Genomic DNA, 21,615 nt, shown 5'->3' with positions numbered 1-21,615 from the left:
TACAGCAATGAGGAAAAGTGATTTTTATATTTTCTCAAGGCTTGGGTGTTGCTCTAAATTGGTTAGCGAATTCCTATGGTCAGAATTGGTTGAGAAGGAGATCAAAAAAAGCCGGGCTAAGCCCGGCTTTTACAGTCATCCTGGACATCCTGTCCTTGATCTTCCTTAATCCAATCAAATCCGTATGATTTCAAGTTCCTTTTGCTGGATTACTTCTTGTAATCTCAGTTCCAAGATATCAACTCCTTTTTGTGATTGCAATACCAAAAAATAAGCATTGTAGATAGATTTTGTCGAAAAGATTTTAAAATTATTATAAAAAACAATGAGATAACTTTTTATGCTATCAATGGTTGCCAACAAAAAAGCTATTTTCGTCAATTTTTTTGAGATATTTCTTACAAATCGTTGGGTAAATTGTCTTCATTTATTTACAATAAATACTTTGGTATGACAAATTGACTGGATATGATGGCAATCTTACATAGCAGAATCCATTCGTTGAACAACTTTCCTAAGGGATGGTATGTGAAACGCGAGGATGAATTATCGGGTGCTATTCGAGGCAATAAGTTGCGAAAGTATCAAAGTATCATTCCCTATTTATCAAGTAATAACATTCAACGATTAATCATTATTGCTGGTCCTCAATCTAATAATTTATTAGCTGCCTTGCAAATAGCAAGGGAGCATCGACTTGATGTCACCGCTTTATTATTAAAACCCTGGAGTCATTTAAACCAAGGCAATTTTAGTGCTTCTCGATTATTTCTCAACGAGCAGGACATTTGTTGGATTGACCGTGATCAATGGTTGGCGGTGGACGATTATGCCAAACGCCTCCAATCAGAAAGTAAACAGCGCTGTTTTGTTCTTTGTGAAGGGGCTGCTGTGGCGCAAGCCTTCGAGGGAGCAATGACGTTAGGTGATGATATCCTGCGAAATGAAGAAGAAGCAGGCATTCAATTTAATCATATTGTCATGGATGCTGGAACCGGGTTTTCAGCAATAGCGTTAGCCCATTGGCTAAAACAGCACCACCACCCTGCCCAACTCCAGGTGATATTAATGGCGGATGATGAGCTGATTTTCCGCCAGAAAGCTTTGCAATGGTTAGGTTACAAGCCGGATAACATGATTTGCCATTATCCGCATACTGCGAAAGCGTTTGGTGCAGTCAATCAGGCTACAAAAGAGGAAGTGAGGCGAACAGCCATTGAAGAAGGGTTTTTGTTAGACCCGATATACTCAGCAAAACTGTTTTTAACAGTCAGACAAAAGCCGCTACAACAAACGATGCAGGGAAATGTTTTGCTTATCCATTCGGGGTGAGTTCTAAAGTCTTACGCAAACGTTCACATATTGCTCAGCGAACTACCATGCCTATTCTAATGCCTTTTTAATAGCCATATCACACGCATCCCAGACACCTTTGGCGTCTTCATAATGATTGGCATCAATGGTAGGTAAAACCATGCACTCAATCGAAAGACCTCGGTTAATTTGCACATTCAACCAACCTTTCCCTTGGGTGATAATATCATCACTGCCTTTGATGCATAGGGGTATGACCAATGCTTGATGCTCTTTTGCCATATGAAACAATGATTTTTTATACTGGGCTAGGCGTTTACTTTCTGCACCTTTTTTGAGAGCAGCCCAATAATACCCACCCTTAGCCATTGCTTGATTAACTCGCTCGAGATCTTTTTCTAGTTGTTCCCCAGGTTTATCATCAATCGGTAAGTGGTTGAACGTCATTAAAATCCATCGAAAACCGGGCAAAGGGAGGGTTAAAACATCCGATGAATAGAGCATGCGGGTATTGGTATTAATCGCTCGAAATAAAGCGGGAATATCTAATAGACTGGGGTGATTACTGATATAGATCACAGGTCTACCCATTGATTCAACATTGGCATTGCCGCGGATATCAAGACGCGTATCGATCATGCTAAACAATTTGCATGTCGTATTATGATATAAAATGTCTCTGGCACGTTGTTGCTCGTCATGGCTAACTGCTCGTTTAGCTCGGTATATCGCGGGCAGATAAAAACTGTAGAAGCGTATAAAATAATATGCAAGGATAATAACGTTCACAAGTTTGCGTAACATCACTGTCTCCAATCGTTGGGGAAAGCCCCCAAATCCCTTCAAAATTCCTGCTTTTTATGCAGAAACACCTCAATAACAGTCCATAACCAATTTTTTGGCTTAAATACTTTTCGTTTTGCTAATCCCTGACCGATAAAATAATTAAATAAATAGCGAAAGCGAGCCCCCTCATAACATAGTTTTATAAATAGCTTTTTCTCATACTGATATTGATAGATAAACGCATTTAAACTTCCAAGCGATGGTTGTCCTATTTTCTGTAAAAGATCATTGGTATATTCTTTAATCTTCTCGTCCTCACAATAAATTCCAGCCGCATCGGCATGTTGATTTAAAATTACCCATAGAACCGAAAATAGGACCAGTGCCGATTGGGTGTGTTCGCTTGTTTTTTTTCGGGGATTAAAAAACAACAATCGTAAGTAAGGATAAAATTTTTCAACAATCTTAAGATCTAATGCGCCATTGGCAATTTGTAGGTTAATAAATTCAATCAGCTGATGAAAATCGGGATCTGTACTTTCTTTGAGAAAATGCCCAAAATGGGTCAGATCAATATTTTCGATATTATCGATTGGATTAAATAACATCGTTGTCATATCGCACAATTTCGCCAGATGCGTCACCAATTCTTTTGCCTCATGACCCTGGTCAAACCAAGCAATGGTTCGTTTTTCCTCAACGGGAAGCCAATCAAATGCTTGACTAAATGGCTGAGTATTCATGACATGAATTTGTTTATTCAAGTATTGGTTATGACACAACTCAAATGGCTTTGGGGCCATGGCAGGATGGGAAGCGGCATAGTGAAGTGCTGCTATCGCATCAGCCTGCTTGATGTCCTGGTAATTTTTTTTAAGCCAAAGCACGGTCATATCAGGTAGCTGACTATTTTCAAGTAATTGATGCCAATTGCGTTGTCGATAAAACGTTTGCTTGGCTTTTGTCAGTAATTGGTCATGATCGTTTTGTGTAAGGATTTGTGATTCCAACCCATATTGCAGGGTTTTGCGTATATTGACTAGCGCGTCACTGGCTGGTAGATAATCTGCTTCGGCAGGGTAGTGTACCACGGTGACTTCATCGTCACTGTCTATCAACCCTTGTTGATACCAATGAAAGATTTCACCAATGCCAATCATGCCATATGAATGAAGTTCACAAGCACGAAGGACGCCAATACTTGAGGCGCCAATGACTTCTATCCCATGTTGCATCGCCAATAAAATTTCTTTATGCCAGACGGATGCTTTGTGCTCAAAAAAGCCGTCAATAATTATCAATCGCTTTGCGCCGATGCGCATGGCCTTTATGACATCGCCACATTGAATGGGATCATGCCAATAGGCGTCCGGTAAAAGCGATTTTACTTGGGTTTGATTAATCGTTGGGCCTGAATAGACAATCGTTAATTGATTTGTCATACGACCTCACTTGTGTGGATAAAATGACTGGCTTCATCTAATGATAACGTAGGAATCAGGGCCCTCACCACGGCAAATGGACAATCATCCGGGGTTAGTCGGTAGACAATGACCTGACCATGGCCATTGGTGACCAATCTATCTAATATTAAATTGAGCATTTCTGTCATGGTGTTGGGCATGGTATTGATTTCTTGTAACAGGCAATTAGGCGCCACTTTCGGCGTCATGCGATATAATAACTGGGGGCTAAAGAGATGGATGGGGATATCATCTCTTGCGCCGGAGATGTATGTCAATCGTGCCTGGGCCGCTTCGGTGATTGCCCGTAGAAATGCCACCTGGGCGGATAAGTGACAACCATGTCCCACGATACCAAGTGACAATCGATTCGCATTGGCTTTATCCGTGATCACTGCCTTATAAATCGGCATGGAGAGTCGCTGATTGGTGACATCGGTCACAACAAGTTTTGCCTGTTCTTGAATGGTGTTCACCATTTGTTGGCAGGTTGGGTCGGTTAATTTTTCTAAATCAACGATGCGATCGGAGGTTGTTTCAAACATATCGCGTTCTATTAACTCAAAAAGTGCATGACACAACGCTTCTTCGTATGTGTTTCCCGAAGCAAGCCCATTCGAACTTGGCCATAGCGCTAATGACGTCAGGTTATTTTGGCTTTTATCCAGACCAATCATATCGCGCGGGAAATAGATGGGTTGCTGATTGATGAGATCATAGCCTTTTAGCCAGTCGATAGAGGTTTCTAATAAATCCACTTTGATTAATGTTTTGCTAATCGTATCTAAAGGGTATAACGGATAGGTTTTACTCAAAACTTGAAAGGATCCATGTAGATCGGCGGGAGGAAGGTGTTCGATGCAATGAAATTCGATGGCTTCCATGATGGCGGATACTTTTGCCAGCGCGTGACTGACCCCTTTGCCTTGACTGCATGATAAAGAGCGGCTATTAGGCCGATAAGCAACATAAGTCGGAATGCCAAGGGTATCAAGGCCTGTGATGTGTGCGATACGAGTAATATCATAGTGGGATGCAAGCGGTTCAATGATTGCGAGAGTCTGCAACGGTTTTGCAGAACGGTAGGTTCCAATGAGATCAAACATCAAATTGCCGCCGCGCCCACAGCACCAACAACTGCTTCGGCGGCCACGGCTTCTTCCGGGAGTGCCGCAATCTCTAACCCTGCGGCACCCGCTAACTCTTCCGGCAAAGCGGCTCCTTCAGCCCCAACCAAACCACCTGCTCCCTCAACCACGGCGCTAGTCACTTCAGGCGCTGCATCAGCGGCAACTTCACCCACCCCGTCAACAACGGCATCGCCAAGACCATCTTCGACGCCATCTTCCAGTGCATTTTCAGCCCCTTCTTCTCCCATGGATTCTAAATTGTCTGAACCTTCGCTTTCTGTTTCCTGCTTGCTTTCTGATTTTTCGTCTTCTTTTCTATCGTCTTTTTGGTCTTGCTTTTTATCTTTCTTATCGTCTTGGTCATCGATATTAAAGCCTTTGAGTTCCTCGACAACTTTCTTGGCTTCGACTTCAGACATACCCGATGATTGCGATTGTTTAACTTCTTGGCCGACACGATTGAGTTTGTCAATTTCATCCATAATTTTTTGTTGTTGTTCAAGATTGGATGTATCGCCGCCTGCTGCTTTGAGTTCAGTGACTTTGTTGCTGATGAATTGAGAAATTGATTTGACTTGTTCAGGGTCAAAAAAACTGCGGTCATGGCGTATGTCATCCATTTTTGCTAAAACTTGATGCGTTTGTTCTGCCGTCAAGCCATCTTGCCCCTGACTATCGATGGTTTGCACAATCTCATCAATGGCTTGTTTTTCCTGGTCATTGGGCCGGGAACTTTTGACATCAGTTAAAATGCGCTTTAATGTTTGGCAGTCTTTGTTGCTAAGGCCTTGATCGATGGGCATTGAGTCAAGTTTACTGACCAATACATCGAGCCGTTTATTCCCCAATTCAGCCCGTTGGATAATCGCTGCCACCTTGGCTGGTTCCATCGGCTCTTTCGAATCAGGGTCAATGATTTTTTTATAATGGTCTCGACCATTGGTTTTAACCATGGAATCCATTTTTTGATAAGTCGAGTCGGGATCAAAATATTGGTTATATTTTTGCGCATAAGTCATTTGAGTTAATTCTGGAGGCATGTTAGTCGTCCCTATCGATACTTTCAATAACTATAGTATAGGCAATCGCGGCTTACTTTTCACCTAATTAAGACTTACGAAAAGGCCCAATCACTTCGTTCGTTAAGCTGAAAACTGGGGTGTTTGTTGCGGTGAGGGAGCGGCTTGTATTTGCCTGTCATCAACAGCAAATAGACCTAACTGACTTGCTTTATCCACCAAAGCTTGAGGCTTGTTTGGATGCTGTTTGTTCATTGTTCGATTGAGATAATAAAAAACGCCGGTTGCAGCAACCATCAGCAATGCCGCGACAGCCGGTATGATTGGCACTGCACTAAAGAACACTGAAATGGTTAATAACCCTAAAATTAAAATTGTGGTTGAGTTAAGCACATTTAACGCAAGGTTTTTGATTTCAAAATGGATGCGAGCATCGAGTTGAGTTAGATAGCCTTCAATTTCAAGCTTGTCATCCGCATCAAGCGCATCATTTTTTAGCAAAGCAAGATAGTGGTTTTTTAAAGCGAGTAACGGTTTAACAGTTACTATCAATTTGGCCACACGCGAAATAACTTCACAAATTTGCTGTCCCATCATCATCGGCATTGCCCAATGAGATAGGGGGCCAATGAGAACAAAGCAGATACTGAAGTTGACGACACACCATACTAAATCATCAGCTAATTGGAAGCCTCGTTGATTTAATTGCAGGCTTAAGCGATCCCGCCAGTGCAATTGTTTCTCAGGCTCTTGCATCCAAGCTCCTGGAAATACATGTTTGCCAATTATGCAAAGATTGCTGATAGTCCTAGGAATGAATAGTAAAAAAAAGAGATAGTTGAGTATGGGAGAGGTGGCATTATCGATGGAGTCAATAACTGAACTCGCCCGAAGGGTCGCCATTAGGCGGTTAACTTCAAGAACGAACCGGCGGGAGCGTTGAGTAATTTGGCGAAGCATATTATAAAAATTTGTCTGCCGGGAAATGGTTTGGGATAGGCTCCCCTCGGGCTTCAAGCCGGGGATCGCTAAGTTGTTTTTTGGAAAGGTATACCCTAGGGAAGCTAACAGTTTCCTTAAGTTTAGAATTTGCTGTTGGTAGTAGGCGGCCTCTAGTTGATCGACAAGGTAATGGTAAGAACAGTATTCAAGGGTTTCTGCTAAGATAAGTGCGGTGATTAATTTATTTTGATGACGCGGTATATCCAGTTGCGATTGAATGAGCTCAGCCAATTGTGATTGTAATACGTCATATTCGAGTTTAACGCACCGTATGTTTTTCAACACGGATAAAACGAAATCAGGGTTTTGTTTGCTAAGCTGTCGATCAAATATCCAAGTATGACCATCGTTTTGATCAACCGGTTTAGGAAATTGTGCATAGTGCAATTGCATTTGCATGGATACTGTCGACATAAATTCGCCTTAATAGGGGCTTTTTACGCAGTCCTGATTTGCTTGTTTTAACATGTCCGGCTTGGGATTAATTAATTACCTGATAAAAGTGCATTTGGTTGGACAATTTCCTGTAATTTTTTTTGTAGTTGTTGGTCAGTATCCTTCTTTAATAGCACTTCAACTTCCGGTGAATAATCTTTAAAGCTGACTTTACCAGTTCGCACATCATAGTTTGCGCCAACAATAGCAATTTCATCCTGATTAATTTTGTCCTTCAATATATCACTTTGGCTGTAAATTTGCCATAAGGTATTGGCAATATTTAATTCAGTGACTTGCTGAACAAAAGAATCATTACTGCTATCACGACTTTCATCCATCGACGTAGCTGCTTTCACAGAAGGCTTTATCTTTTCCAGTAATTGGGTGATATGGCCAGTTTTTACATTATCGCAAGCCGACATAATAGCCCCGCAGCGGGTATGACCTAACACAACCACGAGCTTTGCCCCGGCCACGCCACAGGCAAATTCGATACTGGCTAACACATCACTACTGATGACATTTCCGGCAACGCGTACACAAAATAAATCACCGAAGGTCATATCGAAAATTGTTTCCACAGGCACTCGGGAGTCAATGCATCCAAGAATAACGGCGATGGGATGCTGTGTCTTAGACGTGTGAGTCACTTCCATTTTGGGATTTCGGTGAATGCGGATGTCGTTGATGAAGCGATAATTTCCTTCCTTAAGTACTTTAAGCACTTGGGCAGGGGTTAAATTGGCTTGAACATCATAGGTTGTGACGTCGATAAAGTTAATTTGATCCTGAACGTCATACACTTCTTTAAAGCCAGTCAGGTTAATTGCAATATTCTTTTCTTTTGCTTCATTTGCTTGGAAATCAGTTAATAATTCAATGATTTCTTTATCCATGTATTGCGTATAGCGGGCATCAATGATGAGTTGGGAGTTTGAAGGTAAGGTGTCAAGCTCTGCATAGAATGATGCTTTATTTAAGAAGGTAACTTGTTGTGGCAACATGAGTCGATAAATAATGCCGGTTGGGTAGGTTTCTTTAATAATATTTAACCGCGCCTGGCTGCTGGATTTCAAAATGTAGAAAAAGCTAATCGCTAGCCCGATAATAATGCCCGCGAGCAAATTAAAGATAATGATGCCGACAATGGTTGCAATGAAAGGAATAAATCGGTCTAACCCTTGTTGATAGATGGCTTTATAAATAGCCGGTTTACTTAATTTATAACCCGTATGAATCAAGATAGCAGCAAGCGCTGCTAACGGAATTTTATTCAACCAACGGGGAATCAACAATACCGCTGCTAGTAAAAAAGTACCATGAAGGATCGTGGATAATTTGCTATGCGCCCCCGAATCGATGTTAACCGACGTGCGAACAATCACCGATGTAATGGGCAGTCCGCCAATTAGCCCTGCCGATATATTACCAATGCCTTGGGCAACCAGTTCGCGGTCTTTGGAGGAGTGTCGTTTCCTTGGGTCTAGTTTTTCACCTGCTTTGATATTAAGGAGGGTTTCTAAGGAGGCGACGATAGCAATCACCAAGGCATAAAAATATATTTTTGCATTACCCAATGCACTCCAATTAGGAAATTGTAATTGGGAGATTAAATCGGAATAGCCATTATACTGAGGGATATTGACGAGTTGGAGTTGATCTTGCACTAATGATTCAAAATATTGACCAAAAAAACCATTTAAAAAAATAGCCGCCAAAACCACAATGATCGGCGAAGGAATCGCTTTCAAAATTTTATTTTTAGTGAAATCAAAAAAGAGCAAAATTGACATCGATGCGACTGAAATAACAATGGCGCCAAATGATAAGTGAGAAACAATATGTTGCAAGGAAGTAAAGGAAATTCCATCAGCCGCCTCTTTTAACACACTTTTCAAACTAGCCACTTCTAATGGATGAGAGAATGCCAAGGGAAGTTGTTTAATAATCAATAATATTCCAATTGCGCACAGTAACCCTTGCACCACATTAGAGGGTATGTATTCAGCAACAAACCCGGCCCTGAGGATACCAATCAATACTTGGATAAATCCAGCAAAAACGACAGCGAGCAAAAAGGTTTGGAAATCACCCAGTTGCGCAATGGCTGTTAAAACAACGGCGGCCATCCCAGCCGCTGGACCACTCACAGAGACATGGGAGCCGCTGATTATTCCGACGACAATCCCCCCGATTATCCCAGAAATGATTCCTGAGAATAGTGGCGCGCCGGACGCTAAGGCAATCCCTAAACACAAGGGAATAGCGACGAGGAATACGACAATTGATGAAACAACATCAAATTTTACATCATGCATCCGGAATGTGCGTTGTTGCCCCACAGGAAGTGCGGATATTTTATGCATAAAATCCTCTTTTTAGACACAATCGGAGTTATATTAACACAGGCAGGTCTTTATGTTAACAACATTTCCAAATTATTTTAACATACTTGTTACAAAACTTTTCATTTTCGCCAAAACTGGGGCATGAATAACACTAAAATTGAAAAGATCTCAAGCCTACCTGCTAACATGGCAAACATCAATACCCATTTACTTGCAGAAGATAAGTTAGCGAAATTTAAGGCAATATCACCTATTCCCGCCCCAGCGTTGGCAAGTGAGGCAGTGGTGCAGGCAAAGGACGTCACTAAATCATTGCCTAAGCCAATGAGGACTAAAAGGATTAGGATAAATAAAGCGATGAAAACGGATATAAATCCCCACATGGACTGTAACACCGGATCCGCTAAACTGTGGCGGCCAAATTTTATGTTAATGACTGCGTTTGGATGGATGAGCCGTTTCATTTCACGCATGCTTTGCTTACCTAACAAAAGTGCCCTCATGACTTTAATGCCACCACTGGTCGAACCGGCACAGCCACCAATGATTGCAAGAAACGTAATAAGGTAAGGAACCAACGAGGGCCAAGTATCGATGGATGAGGATAAAAATCCAGTGGTTGTTGCTAACGAAATGACATTAAATAAGCTTTTAATTAAAGCAGGATGGGGCTCATCGAAAAAACCATAGATGAGCAATAGCAAGGTGACTAGGATGCTGCCACCGAGTAGGATGAATGTATAAACGCGAAATTCTTCATCTTGCCAGTAGTGGTTTAAGTGTCCTTTTTTCAATGCAGTGAAATGGAGTGCGAAGTTTGTACCCCCAAGAAACATAAATAAGCAGGCGACCAATTCGATGCTATCTTGTTGATAGTAGGCAAAGCTTTGATCATGCATGGAGAATCCACCGGTTGAAACGGTAGAAAAGCTTTCGCCTAACGCATCAAACCAATCCATCCCGGCCCACCAATAGCTGAGAAAACAGAGTAATGTGAGTACTAGGTAAGTATACCACAGCGCTTTGGCAGTTTGGGCAATGCGGGGCGTTAATTTACTGTCTTTCATTGGCCCCGGTGTTTCAGCTCGGTATAGCTGCATTCCCCCAACGCCTAACATGGGTAAAATAGCAACGGCTAAAACAATAATACCCATGCCCCCCAAAAACTGTAATTGTTGTCGATAAAATAATATGGCGTGGGGTAATCCATCGAGATGGGTGATAATGCTGGCACCTGTCGTGGTAAAGCCAGAAACGGATTCAAAAAATGCATCCGTTAAGGCATGGGTGGATGAACTTAAGGCGAATAAAAAGGGTAAAGCGGCAAAAAGACATAATACTGACCAAAAGAGGGCAACAAGTAAAAAGCCATCCCGGTTTTTTAAAGCATAATGGGCATGGCGGCAAGATAGCCATAAGACAAAGCCTGTCAGGAAAGTACAGCCTGCTGCCAAAATAAAGGGACCCCAAAAGTGTTCATGATAAAACAGATTAATGATTAGGGGCGTTAACATCGTTAGGCTAAATAACATCAATAAAATGCCTAAAATGCGCAAAATCGTTCTGAATTGCACCCGCTATTCCTCCGGTTGAATCAGCTGCGTTGATGAAATATAACCCATTTTGTGTTGATAATCCGTCGATTGCATTTCATGAAGCCTGCTGATTGTCCTTTTAAAATCACGTGCCATTTCTCCCCCCGTGTAAAGGGAATCAATATCGACTTCGGCACTGACAATGATACGACGATTTTGATCATAAAGTACATCAATAAGCTGTATCCATAGTATCGCCTGTCTGGTATCGTTTGGCCCCATTTGCCGCACTTTACTAATCACAAAGGTTGAGAACCGTCGACTTAATTCTAAGAAATCGAGCTGGCTTCTTGGGACTTGGCAAATCTGCTCGAATTCAAACCAGATGATATTGTCGGCTTGTTTCACACAGTGGATTTCGCGGTTTTGGACAATCAGGCATTGCTTGGCTTGGGGATTGACCGCTAACAAATCAAATTGTTTGACTAACAATTCCTGATGGGCTTGTGAAAGGGGGTGCATGTAAGTTTCGATATGGATAGTCCGCCCTGTGCGATAATCGCGTTGGGCGATGAGGGTTTTAATGTCACAGTGTTTCTTGATTGCCTCAATGGCTGGGATAAATCGTTGGCGCTGAACGCCTTTTAAATATAAGTTATCCGGTGTGGTATTGGACGTTGCCACGAATATTAGACCATTAGCAAAAAATTCATCCAGCAGTTCCGCTAATATCATGGCATGAGCGACATCATCCACGGCAAATTCGTCAAAACATAGTAAGCGGGTTTCTTTGGCGAATGATTTGATGACTTTGCGCAATGGATCCATTTGCCCTTGTCGTTGCCTTAATTGTTGATCAACCAGCTGCATGAAATGCAAAAAATGAAACCGTTTCCCATAGCCTTTCGGTAAATGTTGAAAAAATAAATCGACTAAAAATGTCTTTCCCGTCCCAACTGGGCCAACAATATATAAGCCCCGAGTTCGGGGTTTTTGCTGCCAAGGCCACCATGACCAAGCACGGTTTTGATGGATATCTGTGAGAATGGTTTGCAAATGTTCCAATACCGCCAACTGGGCTGCATCAAACTCAATTTCACCCTGGCTAACTGCGTGTTGATAGCGTTCTACCAGGGCATTCATTGGATGAGGACTCGTTGAAATAGGGGCTCAAGTGTCTGCCTTAATTTGACTAATTGACCATGGAAAAAATGCCCCGTGTCTGCAAACCGGTGCATCGGTATCGGCGGCGTATGATTTTTAGCGAAATTTTCAACAGCAGAAAACGGAACCACCTCATCGGCATCCCCCATGATAATTTCCCAAGGCGAAGGTGCTGGCGTGAAAGACAAGAAGTTATGGCGTTCCACAGGGGGAGCGATAGAAAGAAGTAAGCGGTGGGGACATTGGCATGCTGCTCGATAGCTGACATAAGAACCAAAGGAGAAACCTGCAAAGATAAACTCACAGGCGGGATTATCCTGTTCAACTTGGCGTACTAACTTGATTAAGTCTTCGCTTTCGCCGATGCCATTATCGAATTCACCTTGTGAATGGCCAACGCCACGAAAATTAAAACGCAAACTTGCCATACCTATTTCTTTTGCCGCACGCGCTAACGTCGTCACTACCTTATTGGTCATACTGCCGCCTTGGAGGGAGTGAGGGTGGCCAAGAAACAATAATATATTGGGATGGGCATCGGAAGGCACCGTTAACATGGCTTCTAAATTGCCAACCACCCCGGATAAGCTAAGCGGGTGTTCCCCGGGGGATTGCATGGCGAGATGAATTTGGCTATTCATGATAATTTGCTTGTTAGAAATTTTGAATGGAGTATAGTATATACCCGTGATCGCTGAAAAGGCGAGGATTTATATGCCACGTAGCGATCACAGGTATTTGACATCGCGCTGACATTTGCAGCGACGAAAGATTACAAATGCAAGATTTAACCATCATTTTGAGGACTTGATCATGAGACAGGTACCCTTTTCCGGTAAACGAAAGCCAAAAACCATCCATTATTTCCAACAGCAGAAAGATAATCACACACCCTTATGTTTAGTCACTTGTTATGACTACCCCAGCGCCGTTATCGTAGCCAATACGGATATCGATGCCGTATTAGTCGGAGATTCGGTTGCCATGGTTGTTCATGGGTATGACACCACCGTTATGGCGACCATGCCAATGATGGTGATGCACACGCGGGCCGTGGCAAGAGGGTTAGGATCCCAACTGCTCATTGCGGATCTTCCCTTTTTAAGCTATCGACAGTCGCTTGCTGATACGGTTGACGCCTGTCGGCAATTGATGCAAGCAGGCGCCCATGCGATTAAATTAGAAGGGGCGGATATCGATGCATTAACCAGTATTTCTCATCTGGTCAAAAGTGGCATCCCCATCATGGGGCATATTGGTTTAACCCCTCAATCGGTTCATCAGCTCGGTGGACATCGTGTGCAGGGAAAAAGTGAAAAAGAGGCAATGCATCTTATCGAGCAAGCAAAGGCGTTAGTTGAAGTTGGCTGCTTTGCGCTCGTATTAGAGTGTGTTCCCGAGGATTTGGCCTACAAAATTCAACAAACCGTCTCAATTCCCCTCATCGGCATTGGCGCGGGCCCTGGGTGTGATGGTCAAATTTTAGTATGGCATGATCTATTAGGGCTGCAAAATCAAAATAAACCGAAATTTGTTAAAGAATATGTTCAAGCCGGCGAATTCATTCAATCGGGCTTGGAACAATTTTGTCATGACGTTCGTAAGAGTCAATTCCCGTTGGAGGAGCACAGCTATGCAGGTGGTTAAGTTCATTTCTCACTGGCAGTCAATTCAGCCACAATTAAACACTGGAAAATGCATTGGCTTTGTCCCAACCATGGGGAATCTACATGACGGTCATAGTCAATTAATCAAACAGAGCATCCAGGAAAACGATATCACGGTTGTCAGTATTTTTGTCAATGACAAACAATTTAATGATCGCAACGATTTTGCCAATTATCCCCGCACAATTGAAGAGGATTTAAGCCGTTTGCAGCAATTAGGCGTTGATTTTTGTCTTTTGCCATCCACAGAAGACATCTATGCCGATGGTTACTTGTTTCAAGTGAATTCAACAGCCGAGCAAAATCGCTGTGAGGATCGTTTTCGGCCGGGCCATTTTACCGGTGTTTTAACCGTTGTGATGAAATTACTCCAATTAGTCCGACCCGATAGGGCTTATTTTGGCGAAAAAGATTACCAGCAATTACAGTTAATAAAGGGCATGGTAAACGCCTTTTTTATGCCAGTTGACGTGATAGGCGTGCCAACTTATCGTGAAGCGGATGGTTTGCCATTTAGCTCTCGTAATACCCGTTTGTCTGTTCAAGGCAGAGAAAAAGCAAGCCAATTTGCAAAAATTTTTGCGATGGAAGTCGCCATTGACGTGCATCGACAGCGTTTTCTTGATGCTGGGTTTGAGGTTGAATATCTTGAGGAATTAGGTGACCGTCGGTTAGTTGCTGTTAACATCGATGGTGTTCGATTAATTGATAATCGACCAAACAATTAAACGCCCACTTAAGATTCTGGAAAACATGACAGCATTGTAAAAACTGACTACAATTAGAGTTAACCGGATGAAATGAGATAACTGTATGGCCGACAATGAAACGCCCCCTTCGACTGAAGAAATCGTTGATCCATCGATCGATCAATTGCTTGATGTGTCTTTGAATGCCTTGTCTGGCGATGAGCTAACGGCGGCCGTGTATTTTCTTTGGCAAGAGTGGGCTGATTTTGGTATGCATGTTATTTCGCCTAGCATTGAGTCATACCATGCGCCAGTAATCCATAAGCCAGAAAAGATTTCCGATAATGAATATGAATTTGTGTATGATATCTGTGATTGGGGGAATATCCTCGTCACATCGAAAGGCGTGACGGGGTTTAGCCAAGGGCGTTCCATGTGTCGCTTGAATTATACGATTGAGAAAATGATTTATTTATTGATTGAGCGATTACGAACCGGAGGCGTTGATCCCCAAACCGAAGTCGAAATCGCCTTTGAAGGCCATTTGCTTGCACAACGATATGCTTTTTCATCGGTCATTAACCTGGAAGAAAATGTCGTCGTCGTCAACTTTGATCCCGGTCGATGGGGTGAGGTCTATCTTGAGACATTATCCCGCTTGAGCGAGCGTGGTTATGGCTATCCCGCTGGCTCACCGAGAGATATATTTCGTGCAAGTCACTCAGGCAGCCAGGGGAAAACAAACCCAAGATAATCCAGGCTCAGTTTGTCTTGGAAACACGGTAGTTCACGCTTAATTCTGTAAGTACTTAATAATCCCACAATATTTCTTCAATTGATTTTCACGTTTTTGAGCATTGAATAGGCAAAATAAGCTAACAGGCAGAAACAGAAAATAGCGAATTAATAAACGAATCCACAAGCGTTTTGCATTGCAAAATTGATAGTGCATTCGCCAGGCTTTCATGCCAAGGGTTTGACCGGAAAGTTTTGTCATGCCCCACAAATAGCAAAAGGCAACGGTTAAGAGAAAAGCAACATAGCGTTTATCGCCGGGAGGCACAGCTTGGCCATGGTTGAAAACGATGATTGGAAAGCTTAAGAGAATCATAAAACTGAGTATAATGAGCCCATCATAGAACGTGGCTAATAGTGTTCGCATATAAACCCGTGATCATTCATTATTTTTCATCGAGCCTTGAAGTGTTTGTTTTTCCTGGGTGACGGACTCTAATGACTCAATGTATATTTCGCTTAAATCAACCCCATATATTTGATCGCTCGCTAACGAATCCCAAAGCCCTTCTTCATAGGCAACCACACTTGTTAATAATTCACCTAATTCGCCACTTCTGTCAAGAATGGCCGCTCGAACATCCTCATCTAAGGCCGTTTTTTCCATGATTTTAGGCATGGGCATATCAAGTAGGCTGTCAAGAACCGACAATAAGCCTGCGGTATACGCGCTTTTTTGTTCTATTTTACCCTGCTTTTCAGCAATTTTTTTTGCCATGGTCGCCCTAATCAATCCGGATTCAACGACCTCAATTGGCTTGGAGGAGATATTATTCATCGACAATACCATGACCCAATGCTTTAGGTTTTTTAACCCCAGTCTGACCACTGCTTGATCGATGGAATCAACGGACTGAACGCCTGAGAATGCCACTGAATTGGCAACCCGAAGTACTTGAAAACTCAGAAGGGGATCTGCTCGAATTAGTTTAATCACCATGTTTAAATCAACATCGTCTTGCTGTAGCCTATTAATTAACTCAATGACGGTGAGCTTATTAGAAGCAGTATTATCGCAATTTTGTTCATTGGGTTTCATGATAAAATCACCACAGAAAAAATCCATGGACATCGATTTGCATCGGTCAAAATTTTGTGGTTGTAATAATCCATAGCCAATGACTTTTCGATGATTTGATTTACTGTATTCAACCACGCGAGTCACATCCGCTTGACTCATCAAAAACTCACTCAGCGCAATATATTCAGCAAAATTTAACCAGGCCAATTGTTGAGGTGTTTCAACCAACAAAGCGATGGAGTGTGGGGATTCCTTAATTTCCTCTAGGGGTAGTGATTCCCCAACATCTTTAGCCCTCACTTTAAAAATAACCGGATTTTCAAACGAATGATCACCCAATTCAAAAATTGGCTTTAGGATATAAGGAACAAATAACGGTTGATTGGTATCAGAGGCATGAATGAGATTAACTAATTCTTTTTCCAGTTTCATTTGATCATCAATCGTTTCCTTAATGATCACTTCGGTGGCGACATTTTTTAATTGTTGGTCGTAGATGGGTCTCTTTATTATCATTCTAACTTCCTAGTTAGCCTATCATTCTTAACTATAGTCAAAATTTAGAAATTTATCCGGCAAGAAAATAGGAAGTTTCCAAGTTAGGACCCAGATAGTTTAATGATCGACTTCTTCCGTGGCTTGTTCTTTATTACGGCTAATGCCCAATTTTTCTTTGAGGCGTGCAACCGCATTGGGATCAAATTGACGTACCTGTTTGTGTTTGACCACGACCGAAGCGGCTTGTTGCGGTGCTTTTCGTTGTTCTCTTTCAGGGAAATAGTCGACATCACGATCATCGTATTGATTGCGCTGGTCATGCCCGGATGTATAGGAACGTTTATGCGAAGTGCTCGAGGCATTAGAACCATATTCAAATGCACTGCGATTGTGATCGATGGATAGAGGCTGGGATGTATAACTAGAGCGAGGACTATGGCTTGCAGCAACTTTCGCAGCCAATTGTTTGCGCGCATTGCGTGCTGCTTTTTCAACACGTTTACGAATTTTGAGAGAGGCTTTTTCAGCTTCTTCTTCAGTGACAGGGGCCACAGACTCACCTTGTAAATCAACACGCATTTCTTTTGCTTTTAAACAGGTTAGATAATCAATGCGGCGGGTAAAAACAACCACGGCTTCACGTAATTTGCTTTTTGAAATCCCTGCTTTTTGAGCCGCATCCGCGTGAGCAAGCACATCATCCATAATGCCAACTTTTAAAGGTCGTATACGTAGACTATTATCAAAAGCTTCAGGAAATTGTGCTTTCAACCAATTCAAAGCAGCGTACCGGGCCACCTTGGATAAATTTTGTTGTTTTTGATTAAGCACAGCGGTGCGGGGATGGAGCGGTTGTCTTCTCATGCAAGGTTACCTAACTTATTTACCATTTAATTAAAAGCAACAACAACGTGATAGTTATTTACACTAATAGCAAGAGGGTCATTCGGCGTATTGCGTTGTTGGTTGCCAGTTCAAATCAATTCGAAGTCGCTAATTTACAATATTTTGTAGGGGGATGCAACCTTCTATTGGGGCATCACTAACCAATTAGTTGAACAAATACGTAAACGTAAACGTAAACGTTAGCGTCTGCGTTACCGAATTTAATTATGTCAATTGGAAACCTGGCTATTTAAAGTTAGAAGACATTAGCGATAGTATTTTTTGATCGTAACTAAATGATTTTAATGAGTTAATCAAGTTTTATTGCTGGATTCAAGATATCTCAGTAACGCAGACGGTAACGCAAACGTTTACGTATTATCAATTGCTTTTATTCCGAGCCCCCTGCTTCACTCAGCCTTTGAAGTTTAAAGGCTATCGTTTATACTAGAATTATAATAATTACAATCTGTTTTAGATTAGGTATTACTCCTAGCTAAAAAAGGAGCGAGGACTATGAAAAAATTCTTTTTATACCTGATTGCCGTATTTTTCCCATGGGTTGCCATGCTATTAAGCGATAATCCGGCTGGGGCAGTTGTGGCTTTAGTAATGCAGGTTACGGTTATTGGTTGGCCATTTGCAGCGCATATGGCAATTGGGTCTGTGCGAGAATATTATGAATTTGATGCGAAAAGAAAATCCAAATCCAGCCAAGAGCAAAACTCACAATCTCAATCCGAAAGTGAATCGGAGTAATTTTCCCCTCAAATCATATCGTTAAATAAGGACTCACCGTGTCTTCAAAAATTCGTATTATTGTCAATGGCGCTAATGGCAAAATGGGGGCCTTAGCGTGTGAAACGCTGGCTAATGATTCCCAATTTGACTTAGTTGCGCAAGCTGGTCGCCAGGATAATTTAGGCCAGTTAATCAACGCTCACCAGGCCGATGTGGTGTTGGATTTAACCAGGGCTGATTGCGCATGGGATAATGCACAAATCATTATTCAACAGGGCGCAAGACCCGTCATTGGCACCTCCGGATTAACCGATGAGCAAATCAATCAACTAAAAAAGCAATGCCAAGCGTTAAATCTAGGGGCTTTAATCGTGCCAAATTTTTCCTTAGGCGCGGTGTTAATGATGCATTTTGCCAAATTAGCTGCCGCACACTTTAGTGAAGTTGAAATCATCGAAGCCCATCACCAACAAAAACTCGATGCGCCTTCAGGTACAGCCATTAAAACAGCCGAAATGATTGCAATTGCCCGCAAGGTCAATCCCAATCAACTCGATTTAAAAGAATTAGTCCCAGGGGCACGAGGAGGGTTAAGCCACCAAATCCCCATCCACTCCCTTCGTTTACCAGGCATCATTGCCAGGCAAACCGTCGAATTTGGTGGGGTAGGTGAAACGTTAACCATCACCCACAACAGCATCGACCGACAATGCTTTATGCCAGGGGTGATATTGGCTTGTCAGTCAGTGATGAATTTAGATGGCTTGATGTATGGCTTAGAGTCTATTTTGCTTAATTAGAGGGCCGGTTAATTTATCATAAGAGGCGGGTACTCAAACCGCCATCAATCACATAGTTTGCGCCTGTGACATAGCGAGAGGCATTATTACTGGCTAAAAATAAGATAATTGCATCTAAATCAGATGGATCAGCGATAAAATGAAGTGGAATGATTTTGGTCAAAGTTTCCCGTGATGCATCGATACTTTCTTTTGTAGCAGAGGTATAAATTAAACCCGGGGAGATGCTATTGATGCGTATTCCATGAGGTGATAGTTCCGCCACTAATTGCTTAGATAGTTGGATTATCGCCGCTTTGGATGCACAGTAGGCTGAAAAACCCTCTACAGGAACACAATCACCATTCATACTGGCAATATTAATGATGCTACCTTTTATTTTTTTTTCAATCATATTGGCAACCACCAGCTGAGTCATCATCCAAGTGACTTTCGTGTTGACTTCAAAATGCTTATCCCAAAGGTCTGGGTTAAACTCGGTCAATAAAGTCTTTTCACGAAATCGTGCGCTATTGATTAAAATGTCAATGGGTTTATTGGCGGTAATTTGTTGGATTAATGCCGTCATACGTGCCACTGAAGTTAGATCAATTTGATGGAACTCAAACGATCCTGCTAAAAAGTTTATCTCAGTTTCGAGCGCGGGTGTTTCAGTATTGACTATATCCAAACTAATAACATGGGCGCCAACACCAGCTAAGGTGGTGGTTAATTGGCGGCCTATATCCGAAGACCCCCCAGTAATAATGGCTGTTTTACCTGTTAAGTCAAAAAGTTGTTTTAATTTATCGCCCATGAACGGAATCTTTAAAATTCTTTTAATAAACTATAGCATCAATATGACGTTGATGCCGAATCGATAAGCAGTCTATCGGAAATGGGTTTTTCTTGAACGTAAATGGAAAGGCCATGGAAATAGATTGCATAACATTAGCTGGGTGTATTAGGCTACTTCGAATCAAGTAACAAGAGCAGCAGCTTCTGGTGCGACTTCTATTACGGTGCTTGCTACTTCGCTAGTTCCTTCTACTCCACCTAGATTCGCACCTTGAATTGAATCCTTCATCCCCAAAGAATCCATTAAATTCGTGGGAGTGCTACTGCTCATATCGGTCATTTCAATATCATTTGATGTGTCTTCCTTTGAGGATGATTTGGGAGATGGGCCAGAAGATGAATCAAACATATTCATTGCCGACTTTAGCCCATCCCCCAGAGAGCTTAACCCTTGTTTGGCAGCGTCGGATACTGTGTTCACAGCGCCTTTCACGCCATCTGCTGTAAATTGGTCTGCAGAGCCGGCCAAGCTGGCTGCCATGTTTTGTATCGATTTTAGCAACTTCATCCAAGGAAGTTCATTTTCATCCCATTCGCCACTTAATAAACTGTTACTGACATCTTCACCAACCTTAGACGCTGCATCCACCCCTTTATCCGCCATATCTGTAGCAGTATCAGTCGCCTTACTGGCACCTTTTGTTACGTCATCCACAGCATCTGTTGGGGACGCGTTATTTTCAGGTGTGGGTGGAGTTGGTGTATTTGCACCTGAACCCATTAATGGATTGTTGTCTGTTGCATCTGTCCTAGGTAAATCTTTTGGGTCTGCCATGTTATACCCCAATTTTGTATTACTTATAATTAATTATAGACCACATCACCTTAAGATTTGCTGAACAAGTGCGAACTATTAAAGGAATTTTTTCATTTAAATACTATAAAACAATAAGATAGGGTGGGGGCTTGCCAGTTAATTCGACATGATATAGCCATTGAGAGTAAAAAATAGACTCTTTTAAGTGACAATGCGTACAAATTGAACTAATATTTACCATAAAGGTAATGACTCTTCTGGCTGAACCAAAATCAAGTTGATACTAGATAGGGGTCGCGTTGGTAGGTGGTGTGTATACTGCTTAGGCAGTTGGTGCTGAAGCTTGTCACAGGCCCGAATGATGAAGAGAAGTTAGGGCTCAGTATGCAGGGAGTCATTATCTGCCATCTTCCATTTAAAGGGGGGCAAGAGAATGAAACTAAAACAGGGAATTGTCATTGCCATCGTCGCACTTTCCGCAAGTGCTTGCACACTAACTACGGTGACAACAACCGTACCAGCAGTGAATTATAGTTATTACTCGGGCATTTATGGATACACGCCCTATTCAACCACGTATGGCTTTAGTTATGGACCTGGTATTGGCTATTCGACCCGCTCTTGGTATGGGTATAGCTTTGGATTCTAAATAACTTTACCCACATTCCATGAAAACTCGCATTTCATGGAATGTGAGTATATCTGGCACAAGCCCCCTCAAAAGGG

General features: G+C 42.2%; 21 protein-coding genes. 7 read left to right on the top strand and 14 right to left on the bottom strand.

Features of this window, described 5'->3' with window-relative positions; all coding sequences use genetic code 11:
* Positions 1-471 precede the first annotated feature (471 nt).
* Complete coding sequence (locus AB3348_RS10110; RefSeq protein WP_367607623.1) at positions 472-1,332, top strand: pyridoxal-phosphate dependent enzyme; 861 nt, start codon at positions 472-474, stop codon at positions 1,330-1,332.
* Between the two features lie 51 nt (positions 1,333-1,383).
* Here the strand turns inward: AB3348_RS10110 and AB3348_RS10105 are convergent, their stop codons facing one another.
* From AB3348_RS10105 to AB3348_RS10065, 9 genes are all read right to left on the bottom strand, one after another.
* Positions 1,384-2,118 (bottom strand): lysophospholipid acyltransferase family protein, encoded by a 735-nt coding sequence (locus tag AB3348_RS10105; RefSeq protein ID WP_367607493.1) that lies wholly within the window; start codon positions 2,116-2,118, stop codon positions 1,384-1,386.
* A 38-nt stretch (positions 2,119-2,156) separates the two neighbouring features.
* Positions 2,157-3,542 carry a TfuA-like protein gene (locus tag AB3348_RS10100; protein WP_367607492.1) on the bottom strand — a complete coding sequence of 462 codons (1,386 nt, stop codon included), beginning with the start codon at positions 3,540-3,542 and terminating at the stop codon, positions 2,157-2,159.
* Positions 3,539-4,669 carry a YcaO-like family protein gene (locus AB3348_RS10095; protein ID WP_367607491.1) on the bottom strand — a complete coding sequence of 377 codons (1,131 nt, stop codon included), beginning with the start codon at positions 4,667-4,669 and terminating at the stop codon, positions 3,539-3,541. The genes AB3348_RS10100 and AB3348_RS10095 overlap by 4 nt, the downstream gene beginning before the upstream one ends.
* Positions 4,669-5,733 (bottom strand): hypothetical protein, encoded by a 1,065-nt coding sequence (locus AB3348_RS10090; RefSeq protein ID WP_367607490.1) that lies wholly within the window; start codon positions 5,731-5,733, stop codon positions 4,669-4,671. The genes AB3348_RS10095 and AB3348_RS10090 overlap by 1 nt, the downstream gene beginning before the upstream one ends.
* Positions 5,734-5,835: 102 nt before the next feature.
* Positions 5,836-7,128 (bottom strand): hypothetical protein, encoded by a 1,293-nt coding sequence (locus AB3348_RS10085; RefSeq protein WP_367607489.1) that lies wholly within the window; start codon positions 7,126-7,128, stop codon positions 5,836-5,838.
* Between the two features lie 71 nt (positions 7,129-7,199).
* Positions 7,200-9,518, bottom strand: coding sequence for a bifunctional SulP family inorganic anion transporter/carbonic anhydrase (locus tag AB3348_RS10080; protein WP_367607488.1), 2,319 nt, complete (start codon positions 9,516-9,518; stop codon positions 7,200-7,202).
* A gap of 101 nt (positions 9,519-9,619) precedes the next feature.
* A complete protein-coding gene (locus AB3348_RS10075; protein WP_367607487.1) occupies positions 9,620-11,074 on the bottom strand; it encodes a TrkH family potassium uptake protein in 1,455 nt (484 codons plus the stop codon).
* Positions 11,075-11,077: 3 nt separating this feature from the next.
* Positions 11,078-12,178, bottom strand: a complete 1,101-nt coding sequence (gene zapE, locus AB3348_RS10070; protein WP_367607486.1) for a cell division protein ZapE — start codon at positions 12,176-12,178, stop codon at positions 11,078-11,080.
* Positions 12,175-12,840 (bottom strand): alpha/beta hydrolase, encoded by a 666-nt coding sequence (locus AB3348_RS10065; RefSeq protein WP_367607485.1) that lies wholly within the window; start codon positions 12,838-12,840, stop codon positions 12,175-12,177. The genes zapE and AB3348_RS10065 overlap by 4 nt, the downstream gene beginning before the upstream one ends.
* Positions 12,841-13,012: 172 nt before the next feature.
* On the opposite strand from AB3348_RS10065, the gene panB reads away from it, so the two are divergent.
* The 3 genes from panB (at position 13,013) to AB3348_RS10050 (ending at position 15,309) form a co-directional block, all read left to right on the top strand.
* Entirely contained in the window at positions 13,013-13,846 is an 834-nt protein-coding gene (gene panB, locus AB3348_RS10060) for a 3-methyl-2-oxobutanoate hydroxymethyltransferase (RefSeq protein WP_367607484.1), read from the top strand.
* Positions 13,833-14,594: a pantoate--beta-alanine ligase gene (gene panC, locus AB3348_RS10055; protein ID WP_367607483.1), complete on the top strand. Its 762-nt coding sequence runs from the start codon at positions 13,833-13,835 to the stop codon at positions 14,592-14,594. The genes panB and panC overlap by 14 nt, the downstream gene beginning before the upstream one ends.
* A gap of 85 nt (positions 14,595-14,679) precedes the next feature.
* Positions 14,680-15,309, top strand: coding sequence for a virulence factor (locus AB3348_RS10050; RefSeq protein ID WP_367607482.1), 630 nt, complete (start codon positions 14,680-14,682; stop codon positions 15,307-15,309).
* Positions 15,310-15,348: 39 nt separating this feature from the next.
* Here AB3348_RS10050 and AB3348_RS10045 read toward each other — a convergent pair whose 3' ends face one another.
* The 3 genes from AB3348_RS10045 to AB3348_RS10035 form a co-directional block, all read right to left on the bottom strand.
* Positions 15,349-15,717: a hypothetical protein gene (locus AB3348_RS10045; RefSeq protein WP_367607481.1), complete on the bottom strand. Its 369-nt coding sequence runs from the start codon at positions 15,715-15,717 to the stop codon at positions 15,349-15,351.
* Between the two features lie 12 nt (positions 15,718-15,729).
* Positions 15,730-16,887 carry an EAL and HDOD domain-containing protein gene (locus tag AB3348_RS10040; protein ID WP_367607480.1) on the bottom strand — a complete coding sequence of 386 codons (1,158 nt, stop codon included), beginning with the start codon at positions 16,885-16,887 and terminating at the stop codon, positions 15,730-15,732.
* A 99-nt stretch (positions 16,888-16,986) separates the two neighbouring features.
* A complete protein-coding gene (locus AB3348_RS10035) occupies positions 16,987-17,733 on the bottom strand; it encodes a ProQ/FinO family protein (protein ID WP_367607479.1) in 747 nt (248 codons plus the stop codon).
* 537 nt (positions 17,734-18,270) lie between these two features.
* Between AB3348_RS10035 and AB3348_RS10030 the strand changes: the two genes are divergently transcribed.
* Positions 18,271-18,513, top strand: a complete 243-nt coding sequence (locus AB3348_RS10030) for a hypothetical protein (protein WP_367607478.1) — start codon at positions 18,271-18,273, stop codon at positions 18,511-18,513.
* A 38-nt stretch (positions 18,514-18,551) separates the two neighbouring features.
* Positions 18,552-19,295: a 4-hydroxy-tetrahydrodipicolinate reductase gene (gene dapB, locus AB3348_RS10025; RefSeq protein ID WP_367607477.1), complete on the top strand. Its 744-nt coding sequence runs from the start codon at positions 18,552-18,554 to the stop codon at positions 19,293-19,295.
* 16 nt (positions 19,296-19,311) lie between these two features.
* Here the strand turns inward: dapB and AB3348_RS10020 are convergent, their stop codons facing one another.
* Together AB3348_RS10020 and AB3348_RS10015 are read right to left on the bottom strand one after the other, a co-directional pair.
* Positions 19,312-20,091, bottom strand: coding sequence for an SDR family NAD(P)-dependent oxidoreductase (locus AB3348_RS10020; protein ID WP_367607476.1), 780 nt, complete (start codon positions 20,089-20,091; stop codon positions 19,312-19,314).
* A 162-nt stretch (positions 20,092-20,253) separates the two neighbouring features.
* The gene (locus AB3348_RS10015) at positions 20,254-20,907 is read right to left on the bottom strand and encodes a hypothetical protein (protein ID WP_367607475.1); all 654 of its coding nucleotides are present in this window, start codon (positions 20,905-20,907) and stop codon (positions 20,254-20,256) included.
* Between the two features lie 415 nt (positions 20,908-21,322).
* Between AB3348_RS10015 and AB3348_RS10010 the strand changes: the two genes are divergently transcribed.
* Positions 21,323-21,538, top strand: a complete 216-nt coding sequence (locus tag AB3348_RS10010) for a hypothetical protein (protein WP_367607474.1) — start codon at positions 21,323-21,325, stop codon at positions 21,536-21,538.
* The last annotated feature ends 77 nt before the right edge of the window (positions 21,539-21,615 follow it).

Source organism: Legionella sp. W05-934-2 (assembly GCF_964199965.1).
Lineage (GTDB): Bacteria > Pseudomonadota > Gammaproteobacteria > Legionellales > Legionellaceae > JAFIFT01.
The sequence above is the reverse complement of the archived record's forward strand: the minus strand, read 5'-3'. Positions and strand labels throughout refer to the sequence as shown.

Excerpts from the sequence above, each read along its gene's own strand:
- AB3348_RS10110 (WP_367607623.1), top strand. The coding sequence starts at position 472 with ATGGCAATCTTACATAGCAGAATCCATTCGTTGAACAACTTTCCTAAG.
- AB3348_RS10105 (WP_367607493.1), bottom strand. The coding sequence starts at position 2,118 with ATGTTACGCAAACTTGTGAACGTTATTATCCTTGCATATTATTTTATA.
- AB3348_RS10100 (WP_367607492.1), bottom strand. The coding sequence starts at position 3,542 with ATGACAAATCAATTAACGATTGTCTATTCAGGCCCAACGATTAATCAA.
- AB3348_RS10095 (WP_367607491.1), bottom strand. The coding sequence starts at position 4,669 with ATGTTTGATCTCATTGGAACCTACCGTTCTGCAAAACCGTTGCAGACT.
- AB3348_RS10090 (WP_367607490.1), bottom strand. The coding sequence starts at position 5,733 with ATGCCTCCAGAATTAACTCAAATGACTTATGCGCAAAAATATAACCAA.
- AB3348_RS10085 (WP_367607489.1), bottom strand. The coding sequence starts at position 7,128 with ATGTCGACAGTATCCATGCAAATGCAATTGCACTATGCACAATTTCCT.
- AB3348_RS10080 (WP_367607488.1), bottom strand. The coding sequence starts at position 9,518 with ATGCATAAAATATCCGCACTTCCTGTGGGGCAACAACGCACATTCCGG.
- zapE (WP_367607486.1), bottom strand. The coding sequence starts at position 12,178 with ATGAATGCCCTGGTAGAACGCTATCAACACGCAGTTAGCCAGGGTGAA.
- AB3348_RS10065 (WP_367607485.1), bottom strand. The coding sequence starts at position 12,840 with ATGAATAGCCAAATTCATCTCGCCATGCAATCCCCCGGGGAACACCCG.
- panB (WP_367607484.1), top strand. The coding sequence starts at position 13,013 with ATGAGACAGGTACCCTTTTCCGGTAAACGAAAGCCAAAAACCATCCAT.
- panC (WP_367607483.1), top strand. The coding sequence starts at position 13,833 with ATGCAGGTGGTTAAGTTCATTTCTCACTGGCAGTCAATTCAGCCACAA.
- AB3348_RS10050 (WP_367607482.1), top strand. The coding sequence starts at position 14,680 with ATGGCCGACAATGAAACGCCCCCTTCGACTGAAGAAATCGTTGATCCA.
- AB3348_RS10045 (WP_367607481.1), bottom strand. The coding sequence starts at position 15,717 with ATGCGAACACTATTAGCCACGTTCTATGATGGGCTCATTATACTCAGT.
- AB3348_RS10040 (WP_367607480.1), bottom strand. The coding sequence starts at position 16,887 with ATGATAATAAAGAGACCCATCTACGACCAACAATTAAAAAATGTCGCC.
- AB3348_RS10035 (WP_367607479.1), bottom strand. The coding sequence starts at position 17,733 with ATGAGAAGACAACCGCTCCATCCCCGCACCGCTGTGCTTAATCAAAAA.
- AB3348_RS10030 (WP_367607478.1), top strand. The coding sequence starts at position 18,271 with ATGAAAAAATTCTTTTTATACCTGATTGCCGTATTTTTCCCATGGGTT.
- AB3348_RS10020 (WP_367607476.1), bottom strand. The coding sequence starts at position 20,091 with ATGGGCGATAAATTAAAACAACTTTTTGACTTAACAGGTAAAACAGCC.
- AB3348_RS10015 (WP_367607475.1), bottom strand. The coding sequence starts at position 20,907 with ATGGCAGACCCAAAAGATTTACCTAGGACAGATGCAACAGACAACAAT.
- AB3348_RS10010 (WP_367607474.1), top strand. The coding sequence starts at position 21,323 with ATGAAACTAAAACAGGGAATTGTCATTGCCATCGTCGCACTTTCCGCA.